We start from the raw sequence: 12,592 nt of genomic DNA, 5'->3' as shown, positions 1-12,592 counted from the left end.
CTGCCTGATATTTACTACGCTATTCTTGCTACATTTTCTTTTCAAATACGGAATCTTTCGGTTATGTGCAAAAAATACTTACGGAATCTTGCTTTTTTTCCATTTTCCTTGTATAATCATAGCAAATTCACCAAGAAATTATCAATACATTATAAACTGGAGGTCAATATGATACAATGTTTTACTAAAAAAGAATTCACTCCTTTTTTCTCATCAAAGAATCCACCCAGCCTTATTTCTGTAAGTAAAGTTGATTCAGATTATAGTCGCTATTCGCGCATGCTTCACAAACATAACGATCGCTTCGAATTACTATTTGTCCGATCAGGCACAGGCGGCTATCGTATTGAACAAGATTGCTATCATATCAAAACCGGAGATATCGTATTGTGCAATACCGGAGTTCTGCATGATGAAGTGTTAGAAATGAATCAGAATCTTTCCAGCTTTTCTATGGCGATCAAAGGGCTTCAGCTATCTAACTTACCGGAAAACTTTTTAGTCCCGCCTTCATCGCCACCAGTTTTTAACTCTGGAGAATTTTCTCCAATGATTGATTCTACATTTGCCACTTTATATCAATTATTATCATCCGGTATACCTGATGTAGAAGAAACCTGCCATAATTTAATGATGTCCATTCTTTCTTTGGTAATGCAGATCATTAACCAAATATCTTCGATATCTCCTGCAGGAAGCAAAGAAAATCAAACACTTGGAATACGTATTAAAGAATACATAGATGAACATTATGACGAATCACTCTCACTAGATATTATTAGCCAAATCTTTCATGTAAATTCATATTATTTATCTCATGTATTTAAAAAAGAGATTGGACTTTCTCCCATGCAGTACGTATCACGCCGCCGCATAGGAGAAGCTCAATCTCTATTGATCACTACGCAAAAAAGTATAACCGATATTTCTTCCATTGTTGGGTTTGGGACTCCCAATCATTTCCATAATCAATTTACAAAGTATGTCGGGCTCTCTCCCAGAAGATTTCGGAAGACCTATACACTAATTGATAATTAATTTGGCACCGCCATATATTCCAGCATCATTACCCAATGTAGCTATTGCTAACGGTATGTTCTTAGCTTCCTGAAAAGCATACAAAACATAATATTTGTTAATATATTGCAGAATAATCTCACCGGCTTTTGACACTCCGCCTCCAAAAAGTATAATTTCCGGATCTGCAATATTAGCTACATTCGCCATTGCTGTTCCTAAATATTTCCCAAAGATTTCAGCCACTTCTATCGCCAGAGCATCACCTTTTTTCACTGCATCAAACACTAATTTTGCAGATATTCCTTCTTCATCTGTTCTTAAAACAGAATTCTGATCAGAGGTTCTCAAAATTTTGTTAGCCATTCTTACGATTCCTGTTGCGGAAGCATATTGTTCTAAACAGCCGAAGTTTCCGCAGCTACAGGCTTCTTCCTCATTATCTTGTACATGCATATGTCCAATTTCCCCGGCAGCACCTTTGAATCCCGAAAGAATCTGACCATCTATAATGATACCGCCCCCAACTCCGGTTCCTAATGTTGCAAGTATCACATTTTTATAACCACGTCCTGCCCCTTGCCACATTTCACCTAAAGCTGCTATAGTAGCATCATTTCCAGCTTTTACTTTTAATCCTGTCAAATCAGAGAGTTCTTTGTGAATATTAAAAATTCCCCATCCCAAATTTACTGCGCCATATATAATACCATCCGATGCAACTGGTCCCGGAACACCAAGACCAATACCCAACACCTGCTCTTTTTGTATTTCATGATGATCCATTTTTTCTTGAATAGATGCAGCGATATCAGGCAGAATCTGTTCACCAGAATTTTGAGTCACTGTAGGAATCTCCCACTTCTCTACTAATGTCCCATCCGGTTGAAACAAACCTAATTTTACTGTAGTACCTCCTACATCAACCCCAAAGCAAAACTGTCTCATTTTCTCCCACCTTTTATCCTTTCTTCAAACTGCTTTGTACTCTGTTATATAACTCCTGAGCCGCATTATAGCCCATTTTCTTTTGTCTGTGATTAACAGCTGCAGACTCACAAATAATAGCGAGATTCCTACCTGGTCTAATAGGAATAGAATGACATGTTACTTTATTCCCCAGATATTCTATAAATTCTTCTTCCAATCCAAGCCGGTCATACTCAGCGTCTTTTTTCCAATCTTCCAATTTTATAACTAAATCAATTGCAGAAGTCTCCTTTATACATTCTACACCAAAAAGAGTTTTTACATCTACAATGCCGATACCACGTAATTCAATAAAGTTTTTTGTAATATCCGGCGAAACACCTATCAATGTATCATCGCTGACCTTCCTAATCTCCACAACATCATCTGTAACAAGACGATGTCCTCTTCGTATTAATTCTAAAGCCGCTTCACTTTTTCCGATTCCACTTTCACCTGTAATTAAGATCCCTTCACCATATACATCTACCAACACTCCATGTATTGATATGGAAGGTGCTATCTGAACATTCAACCATCGTATAATTTCTGCCGTAAAGGAAGAAGTAGTCTTTTCTGTCGAAAGAATAGGTACTCCATAATGTGTTGCTGCTTCAATCATGTATGGCTGCGCTTCATAACCTCGGCACAAAACAACACATGGCATCTGATACGACATTAATTCAGTAAAAACACGTACTTGTTCATTGTGTTCCATTTTTGTCAAATATGTATACTCTACTGTTCCTATTATCTGCACTCGGTCTGATTCAAAATGTTCGAAATACCCTACCAGCTGTAATGCAGTACGATTAATATCCGAGCGTGTCACTTCTATCTGACTCAGATCAATATCAGGGGTCATATTTACTAATTTCATCTTATCTACAATTTTTGTTAAATTAACACTATGCATATAAATCCTCCTTTGAGTCTACCCATTTCCATTCACAGACTTAAAATTATTTTATCATACTACTATCTTAACATCAATGATGTAATAAAATTAAAAAACTGCTCCTTGACTATTAAGTAATAGTCAAGGAGCAGCTAAAATTCTATTATTCTTTATTAATATCTCATTGGAATCAAATCAATATAATCTTGTACTGTTCCATTATTCTTAAATACTTCAATAATTTTTCTTCCTAATGGATCAAGAGCATCTGTATTAAATTTCTCAAGTTCCTTCGCAAAGAAATCAGTTAGGATTACAGCACCTGCATCATAACCTTCTTTTCCAACTTCCGGTTGTCTTTCAGGTTGAAGGAATCCTCTTCTAATATACTGTCCTTCAATTTTCAGAGACTCAAGTCCATAACCAAACAATGGGCAACGTGCTTCTACCAAATGTTCTGGTTTGAATTTTGCACTTCCACGACGCGCAATATATTCTCTTGAAATCCACTGTGGCATAAAGCTTACCTTGTAAGCTCCGATATGTTGATTTGGAATTAATACATAACGAGTATTTTCAGATTTTACAATTTGATCTAAAAGTAAATTCGCCTGTGTCACCATTTTACCTGTTGCAAATGGCCAGTAAGACCCAACACCTTCACTTGTCATTCCTTTTGTATCAATAATACTTGGGTTATTGTATCCTCTTGGCGCTACCAATCTCCATAACCATGCAAGCGCTGGTGGTAATACATGGAATAACCCCATAATTCCGTAAGTAGGATGTTCTTTTGTACAAGCTGGAGCACGTACACCAAAACTTCTAACATCGATCTCAACAGAATCTGAAATAACTTCCGGAACCAAATCTCTTGGAAGAATTACTCTAGGATTTGGACAAGGAGTTCCATCTCTGTCTAAAGTATGTTCCCAAACTAAACAAGTTGCATTTGGAACACCTTGAATATTTAAGAAAATAAGAGGTTCTTTCGGATGTGTAAAGATTTTTTCATATTCAGGAGAACTTCCATAACTTGTTATATTATCGAGTCTTAAGAACCAACCTGCTTCCGCATCCTGTACTACAAGTTTCTTACTATCATTCTGGATATCAGGATGACACAATGCCATATCATCCGTAACCGGATAAAGTTCACAAGAATCTTTAAAATCAATATATTCTTTTTCTCCACTTACCGTATTGGTACCTACAACAATTCGGCCATCCATTTCTCTATGAACTTTTTCGATCATTTCACTCTTACCGCCGCCGGAAGCACCTTCATGCATAATAACGATTTCATTATCATAAGGTGTAACAACTTTTACGGTAGAAGCATGCGCTGTTGTCCAGCCTTCTTGCTCACCAATATTAAGTAAAACACCATAAATACCTTTTTTGGCACTTGGTCCTGGGTAAAGATTATAGGAATATACTTCATGAACCTTGTCCAAACGATTATGAACTACGATCTGTTTTCCATCAAAATGTGTATGTCTAAATGGTGGTGCCAGGAAAATGATAGCTTTTAAATCAAATTCGTTAATTTCATCAATATTCAAAAACGCTTGTAAATCTGCAAGACCTGCAGCAAAGAATCCCGCATTTGATGGCGCAACCAAAATAGAATCATAACCATGTTCCATACCACCGGATTTAAATGGATAAAAAATAAGTTCTTGTTGTTTCAGCCATTCAAATGTCTCTTGTCTCAAAGGCTCAAACTCTTTCTGGTATGTTCCTTTAAAAGTTGGCTTGTCTGTAGCTTTGTCATCAGAAACTATCAAACTGTTAGGATCACGTCTTCTCATATAATCATCCATATAGTTTACGGAAGCTCCATTCTTACATTTTGTAACAGTAGCCTCTACAACAGTCCCAATACCTTCTACTTCGTATTCAACCTCAAAAAAAGACTTATCTTCAGGTCCAAATGCAAGCTCGACTAATTCTGTTCTTGTTTTTGGAATAATAACTCCTTTTGAGTTCTCCAGAATATCTAATACGTATTCCGGTAAGTTTAGTTTCTCTAATAATTTGTTCATTTACCTCAACCTCTCTATATTTTTTTTGCATATTTAAATACTAGTTCCATCTCATGTAAATTTTCTATTTAATTATTAAACAGTTTCACCCATAAGTCTATTCATAATTTCATTATAAGCATCCTTTTCTCCGCCCATATCGCGACGAAAACGATCTTTATCAAGCTTTTCACCTGTATTTGAATCCCAAAATCTACAAGTATCTGGAGAAATTTCATCTGCAAGTACTATTGTACCATCTGCAGTTTTTCCAAATTCTAACTTGAAATCAATCAGTTCAATATTCATATCCTTTAAATATTCAGTCATAAATTGATTTACTTTTAAAGAATAGTTTGAAATCAAGTCAATTTCTTCTTTGGAAGCCCAATTCATTGCCAGGATATGATACTCATTCACCATAGGATCTCCTAAATCATCATCCTTGTAAGAAAATTCCAGGACTGTTGAATTTAACTTTGTTCCCTCAGGTTGTCCAACTCTCTTCGCAAGAGAACCAGCAACTATATTACGAACAATAACTTCCAACGGAATGATATCAACTCTTTTCACGATTGTCTCTCTATCGGAAATTTCTTCAACAAAATGAGTCGGAATACCTTCTCTTCCAAGAAGTTTCATCATATGATTGGTAACCCGGTTATTAATAATTCCTTTATTAGCAATGGTACCTTTCTTTTCTCCATTAAAAGCGGTAGCATCATCTTTATAATCAACAATAACTAATTCAGGAACATTGGTAGCATAAACTTTTTTAGCTTTGCCTTCATAAAGTTGCTCCGACTTAACCACATTTTCCATAATCTGTACATTCCTTTCTGTGTTTTCAAAATATACAAATGAAATCATTAACTATAAACCAATCTCATTTTGAAGTTTCTCATCTTTTTTTGTCACTTCTTCTTTCATATCCTGTTTCATCTTCAATAATTTTTGCTCGATATCTTCATCATATACTCCAAGTATCTGTGCTGCCAGAATCCCTGCATTATAAGCTCCATTAACTGCTACCGTCGCTACCGGAATACCTTTTGGCATCTGGACTGTAGACAATAACGCATCCATTCCATCAAATGAACCTTTACATGGAATTCCTATAACTGGAAGAGTTGTATGTGCTGCTAAAACTCCAGCTAAATGTGCTGCCATTCCTGCTGCAGCGATAATTACTCCAAAACCGTTTTCCCTTGCATGCATCGCAAACTCGCAAGCTCTTTCAGGTGTTCTATGCGCACTCATAACATGCGCTTCAACAGATACGCCAAAACTTTTCAGACTGTCTATTGCACCTTTTACGATTGGTAAATCACTATCGCTGCCCATAACAATTGCTACTTTTTTTACCATATAACACACTCCTTTTCATAATATAATAGAAAAGCCAATACCCACATAAAATGGATATCGGCTTACTTGCAACTTAGAATTCACTTTCCACTTTGCGTCGTCTTCCGAAGCTATTTCACTGTACACATTTCCTCTAGGTTTTTATCTACTGTAATAACAACTATTTTTTCACCCGTTTTCGTACTAATATCAGAATGAGTGCTGACTATGGCCACATCAATAAAGTCAGTTATCAATGTTTCCAGATATCCTCTCCCACCTTCAAATAATGAAGTACGGACTTTTTTTAAAAGTTCTATCCCTTGGGGACTGCTTGCAAGTTTTTCTTCCGAAGGACTTAAAATACCAGAAAGTCTAAAAATGATTATGTCATTAATTATATATGTGCGTATAGTCTTTGGTCCTCTACCCATATACTCTATTTCAAATTTGCTAAATAATTCACTAAGTTTGGACTCTAACTGACCTTTGGTCATAAATTCACCGCCCTTCAACCCAATAACATTTTAACTTATTTCCAGACAATTGTCAACCCAATAAAAGCGTAAAACCTTTTCCAATTGCTGGACTAGGGGAAAAACATGGGATTGTTAAATTTTTATCATTTTCAAGCTATTTTTTATGAAAAAATTCAAAAACTTGTTTCGCTGAGCGTTGATTCATAGTTTCCACTTCAGCCAATTCATCGATACTGGCTTCTTTAATCTTTTCAATTGACTGAAAAGCCCGCATAAGAGCTTTTCTTCTTGAAGGTCCGACTCCCTTTATATCATCCAGAATAGAATGAATCTGATTTTTACTCCGTAGAGAACGGTGATATTCAATCGCATATCGATGGGCTTCGTCCTGAATTCTGGTAATCAATTTGAACGCTTCTGAGTTTTTATCAATAAAAATCTCTTGGTCATTATATAATAAACCTCTGGTTCTATGATTATCATCCTTGACCATTCCACATACCGGAATACTTAAACCCAGTTCACTCAAAACTTTTAACGCTATATTAACTTGCCCTTTTCCACCATCCATCATGATAAGATCTGGAAATTTATTGAACTTGCCCAAAGATTCTTCCAACTTTTTCTGTTCTAAAACCGTTTTTTCTTCTAAACCTCTTTTAAATCTTCTCGTCAATACTTCAGCCATACTCGAATAATCATCCGGTCCTTGAACTGATTTAATTTTAAATTTCCGATAATCGTTGCGATAAGGTTTTCCCTTTTCATAAACAACCATAGATCCGACTGATTGAAAACCACTCGTATTTGATATATCAAAGGCTTCCATTCTCTCTAAATGCTCCAAATCTAATAAATTAGCAATTTCTTTCACAGCGCCAATCGTTCTTCCTTCTTCTCGTTTTAACCGTTCTTTATCCTGGTTCAATACCAGCTGAGCATTCTGAGCTGCTAATTCTACTAATTTTTCTTTCATCCCTTTTTGAGGTACTTTGATATGAACTTTCTGTTCTTTCTTTTTGGAGAGCCACTCCTCTATTACAGAAGAGTCTTCTATTTCTTCCTGTATCATTAATTGTTTCGGTATATATGGCGTACCTGAATAAAATTGTTTAATAAAACTTCCTAATATTCCACTTTTCTTATCTTCAGGACCTACTGTCAAATAAAAATGTTCTCTGCCAATCAACCGCCCTCCACGTATAAAAAAGACCTGAACAACTGCATCATCATCTGAAATGGCCAAAGCAATCACATCTTTATCTTCTCTATCACTACTTGTAATTTTCTGTTTTTGTGAAATCTGTTGTACACTATTCATTAATTCGCGATATTCTATCGCTTTCTCAAATTCCATATCGTTCGAAGCCTTCAGCATTTTCTCTTCCAGCTCCTTTAGAATGTTTTTATGATTTCCATTTAAAAAATCCATAGCCTTTGCAATGGATTTTTTGTACTCTTCTGAGCTGATATATCCCTGACACGGTGCTTCACATTGATGAATATGATAATTTAAACAAGCCCTGTCTTTTGCTATATCTTTTGGCAGATTCCGATTACAGGTACGTATTTTATAAATTTTTCGGATCAACTCAATACTATCCTTTACTGCACCTGCACTGGTATATGGGCCATAATATTTGGATTTGTCTTTTTTCATCTGACGAGAGAAAAGAATTCGTGGGAATTCTTCTCCAATCGTCACTTTGATATATGGATAAGTCTTATCATCTTTTAACATCGTGTTATATTTGGGCCTGTGCTCTTTAATTAAATTGCACTCTAATACCAAAGCTTCTAATTCAGAATCTGTAATAATATACTCAAATCTCTGTATTTTAGAAACCATTTGTTCAATCTTAATTCCTTTGTTACGGCTGGTCTGAAAATATTGGCGGACACGGTTCTTCAAATTAACTGCTTTCCCTACATAGATAATCGCATCTGTGTCATCATGCATAATATAGACACCAGGTTTTCCCGGAAGTTTTTTCAATTCTTCTTGTATATTAAACATAAATCTTCCTCTGCCTTTTTTTATACGAAACGAATCATTCTGGTTCAAATAATTTTGATTCTGGTTCTCTGATTCCTTTTATTGCACGATAGATTTCCATAAATTGTTTTCCTGTGATCGTCTCTTTTTCAAATAAATGTTCTGCAATTTTGTCCAGCACTTCACGATTACCTAGCAACATCTGTTTTGCTTCTTCATAACTATCTTTCAATAACGCCATAACTTCCGCATCTATTTCTGCTGCAGTCGCATCTCCACAGTTCAGAACCGGCCGGCCGTCTAAATAACGATTTTCTATTGATTCCAAACTCATTAGTCCAAACTTTTCAGACATTCCATATTGTGTTACCATCGCTCTTGCAATTTGAGTCGCTTTCTCAATATCATTGGAAGCACCTGTTGTTACTGACTCAAACACAATTTCCTCTGCTGCCCGACCTCCCATATAAGTAATCAACCGAGCTTTTAGTTCTGCTTTTGACATCAGATACTTCTCTTCTTCCGGAACCTGCATAACATATCCTAACGCACCCATAGTTCTTGGCACGATCGTAATTTTCTGCACCGGTTCAGCATTTTTTTGTAATGCTGTTACAAGTGCATGACCTACTTCATGATATGCAACAATCTGTTTCTCTTCTTTTCCAAGAATTCTGTCTTTTTTCTCTTTTCCAGCTATAACTACTTCTACAGACTCAAACAAATCTGACTGATTCACTACTTGTCTGCCATTTTTAACTGCAAGTATAGCCGCTTCATTTATCATATTAGCCAAATCAGACCCAACTGCTCCTGAAGTAGCTAATGCTATTTCTTCCAAGTCCACACTATCATCCATTAAAACATCTTTGGAATGCACTTTTAATGTTTCTAATCTTCCCTTTAGATCTGGTTTGTCTACAATAATTCTACGGTCAAAACGACCTGGTCTTAAAAGAGCCTTGTCTAACACTTCGGGTCTGTTAGTCGCTGCTAAAATCAAAAGTCCTTTTGAAGTATCAAATCCATCCATTTCTGCCAATAGCTGATTCAACGTCTGCTCCCGTTCATCATTACCACTTCCGTATTTGGAATCCCTGCTTTTTCCAATTGCATCTATTTCATCAATAAAAATAATACATGGTGCATTTTTATATGCTTCTTTGAACAGATCACGAACTCTTGATGCACCTACACCAACAAACATTTCAACGAAATCAGAACCGGCTAATGAGAAAAACGGTACCTTTGCTTCTCCTGCAACCGCTTTTGCCAATAAAGTCTTACCTGTTCCTGGAGGTCCTACCAATAAAGCCCCTTTTGGAAGTTTTGCACCAATAGAAGTATATTTTCCAGGGTTATGCAGAAAATCTACAACTTCCTGCAAGGAATCCTTTGCTTCATCTTGACCAGCAACATCCTTAAAAGTGACACCTGTTTCTTTCTCCACATAAATTTTGGCATTTGATTTGCCAACGCCCATCATTCCACCGCCGCTTCCCATCTTTTTCATAAGGAAGCCTATTAAAGTCCATACCAATACGATCGGCAGTATAAAACTCAAAATATTTAAGACCCAGGCTGCGGTATTATCCGGAATTTTAGCTTTAAATTCCACACCAGCCTTATCCAGCTTATATACCAAGCTATTGTCTTCAATTATTCCCGTATAATAAGTTGTATTTAAAAGTGTTGCTTTGGAATCATCTTTTTTATTGGGGATAATTTCTATTTTATCATGAGCTATTACGACACTATCAACTTCTTTTTTTTCTAGCATTTCTAAAAATTTATTGTAGGTAATCTCTTTGGTCGTGATTTTATTCATCTTATCAGTTAAAAATGAAATAACCATTAAGGTTATCAGACCGATAATAACGAAAACCATGATAGTTTGTCCATTTTTTGGATTTCCATTATTCTTTTTATTCGTATTTTTATTATTTTCTTCCATGTTCTCCTCCTAATATATACTGCCTTTTTATATTAAATCAAACAGTACTTACTAATTATAAAAGTTGTTCGACTATAAATCAATAGAATGTTCATGAACTTTTCGCCTTATTTCTAAATTTTTTCTAAAATTGTTTCAAAGATTTCTCAATTTTTTTTAAAAATTACTAGCTTTCTAGTCAATATGGATGTATAATTAGAACGTTATTTTATTTTTAATTAAAATTCTAAGGAGGGTGAATTATGCCAGTAAAATACGTATTCGTAACCGGTGGAGTTGTCTCAGGCCTAGGCAAAGGGATTACTGCTGCATCTTTAGGCAGGCTGTTAAAAGCTCGTGGCTATAAGGTAACCATGCAGAAATTTGACCCATATATTAATATTGATCCAGGAACCATGAATCCAATTCAACACGGTGAAGTTTTCGTTACTGATGATGGTACCGAAACAGATCTGGACTTGGGGCATTATGAAAGATTTATTGATGAAAATTTGGATAAACATTCAAATGTTACCACCGGAAAAATCTACTGGTCTGTATTACAAAAAGAACGTCGAGGGGATTACGGCGGGGGGACTGTTCAGGTGATTCCTCATATAACCAATGAAATTAAAGGACGATTTTACCGTAATTTCACAACACAGGAAACACAAATTGCCATTATCGAAATCGGAGGTACTGTCGGTGATATTGAGAGCCAGCCTTTTCTTGAATCCATAAGACAGTTTCAGCATAACGTAGGAAGAGAAAACGCAATTTTAATTCACGTAACATTAATTCCATATTTAAAAGCTTCCGGAGAAATGAAAACAAAACCGACACAAGCCAGTGTCAAAGAACTTCAAGGAATGGGAATTCAGCCAGACATCATAGTCTGCCGTTCCGAACTGCCTCTAGAAGATGATATTCGTGATAAGATTGCACTTTTCTGTAATGTTCCAACAAGTCATGTTCTTCAAAATCTGGATGTAGAACATTTATATGAAGCACCTCTTGCTATGGAGAAGGAACATCTTGCTCAAGTTGCATGTGAATGTCTCCACCTTGATTGTCCGGAACCGGATTTGGAAGATTGGAGAAAAATGGTACATGCTCTTCGCAACCCTACAACAGAAGTTAATATTGCTTTAGTCGGAAAGTATATCCAGTTGCACGATGCATATATCAGTGTAGTAGAATCTCTTAAACATGGAGGAATTGCCACTAGCGCAACTGTTAATATAAATTGGGTAGACTCAGAATTATTAAATGCCGAAAATGCAGATTCCATTCTGAAAGATGCTGACGGTATTTTAGTTCCCGGAGGATTTGGAGATAGAGGAATTGAAGGAAAAATTGCTGCAATTAACTATGCAAGAACCCACAAAGTCCCATTCTTAGGATTATGTCTGGGCATGCAGCTTTCTATTGTAGAATTCGCACGTAATGTTTTAGGTTACCATGATGCACATAGTATAGAATTATCTACTAATACCGTTCATCCCGTAATCTCTTTACTTCCAGATCAAGATGACGTAGAAGATATCGGAGGAACTTTAAGACTAGGTTCTTATCCATGTGTTTTAGATAAAACTTCAAAAGCTTATCAAATGTATCAGGAAGAAACAATTTACGAAAGACATCGTCACCGTTACGAAGTAAATAATGATTATCGGACACCGTTATCTGAACACGGAATGAAATTATGTGGTATTTCTCCTGACGGACGCATTGTAGAGATGATAGAATTACCTGACCATCCTTGGTTCATCGCTACACAGGCTCATCCTGAATTAAAATCAAGACCAAATAGACCACACCCTCTTTTCCGCGGATTTATACAAGCTTCGATAGATAATAAACAAAGTAATTAATAATTATTTACTATAGAAGGGATGTCGTACTACATGTACGGCATCCTTTTTC

The 12,592-nt window shown here is 36.0% G+C and carries 10 protein-coding genes; 2 read left to right on the top strand and 8 right to left on the bottom strand.

Annotated elements, in window-relative coordinates; genetic code table 11:
- Positions 1-168 precede the first annotated feature (168 nt).
- The gene (locus DWV06_RS16175; protein ID WP_162300664.1) at positions 169-1,038 is read left to right on the top strand and encodes an AraC family transcriptional regulator; all 870 of its coding nucleotides are present in this window, start codon (positions 169-171) and stop codon (positions 1,036-1,038) included.
- On the opposite strand, the gene DWV06_RS16170 is transcribed toward DWV06_RS16175, so the two are convergent.
- The 8 genes from DWV06_RS16170 to ftsH form a co-directional block, all read right to left on the bottom strand.
- Entirely contained in the window at positions 1,024-1,965 is a 942-nt protein-coding gene (locus DWV06_RS16170; protein WP_115483230.1) for an ROK family glucokinase, read from the bottom strand. The two genes, DWV06_RS16175 and DWV06_RS16170, sit on opposite strands and share 15 nt — an antisense overlap.
- Before the next feature lie 13 nt (positions 1,966-1,978).
- Positions 1,979-2,902: an HPr(Ser) kinase/phosphatase gene (hprK, locus tag DWV06_RS16165; RefSeq protein WP_115483229.1), complete on the bottom strand. Its 924-nt coding sequence runs from the start codon at positions 2,900-2,902 to the stop codon at positions 1,979-1,981.
- A gap of 155 nt (positions 2,903-3,057) precedes the next feature.
- Complete coding sequence (locus DWV06_RS16160) at positions 3,058-4,932, bottom strand: DUF4914 family protein (protein ID WP_115483228.1); 1,875 nt, start codon at positions 4,930-4,932, stop codon at positions 3,058-3,060.
- Positions 4,933-5,007: 75 nt separating this feature from the next.
- Entirely contained in the window at positions 5,008-5,724 is a 717-nt protein-coding gene (gene purC, locus DWV06_RS16155; RefSeq protein ID WP_147289880.1) for a phosphoribosylaminoimidazolesuccinocarboxamide synthase, read from the bottom strand.
- A gap of 60 nt (positions 5,725-5,784) precedes the next feature.
- Positions 5,785-6,279, bottom strand: a complete 495-nt coding sequence (purE, locus tag DWV06_RS16150; RefSeq protein WP_115483227.1) for a 5-(carboxyamino)imidazole ribonucleotide mutase — start codon at positions 6,277-6,279, stop codon at positions 5,785-5,787.
- Positions 6,280-6,389: 110 nt separating this feature from the next.
- Entirely contained in the window at positions 6,390-6,755 is a 366-nt protein-coding gene (locus tag DWV06_RS16145; protein WP_115483226.1) for a DUF2294 domain-containing protein, read from the bottom strand.
- A 136-nt stretch (positions 6,756-6,891) separates the two neighbouring features.
- Positions 6,892-8,754: an excinuclease ABC subunit UvrC gene (gene uvrC, locus DWV06_RS16140; protein WP_115483225.1), complete on the bottom strand. Its 1,863-nt coding sequence runs from the start codon at positions 8,752-8,754 to the stop codon at positions 6,892-6,894.
- Between the two features lie 34 nt (positions 8,755-8,788).
- Entirely contained in the window at positions 8,789-10,687 is a 1,899-nt protein-coding gene (gene ftsH / locus DWV06_RS16135; RefSeq protein ID WP_115483224.1) for an ATP-dependent zinc metalloprotease FtsH, read from the bottom strand.
- A gap of 242 nt (positions 10,688-10,929) precedes the next feature.
- On the opposite strand from ftsH, the gene DWV06_RS16130 reads away from it, so the two are divergent.
- Positions 10,930-12,540 (top strand): CTP synthase, encoded by a 1,611-nt coding sequence (locus DWV06_RS16130; RefSeq protein WP_115483223.1) that lies wholly within the window; start codon positions 10,930-10,932, stop codon positions 12,538-12,540.
- Positions 12,541-12,592 lie beyond the last annotated feature (52 nt).

Source organism: Anaerosacchariphilus polymeriproducens (assembly GCF_003363435.1).
GTDB classification, from domain to species: Bacteria; Bacillota; Clostridia; order Lachnospirales; family Lachnospiraceae; genus Anaerosacchariphilus; species Anaerosacchariphilus polymeriproducens.
This window is presented reverse-complemented; position numbering and strand designations above follow the sequence as displayed.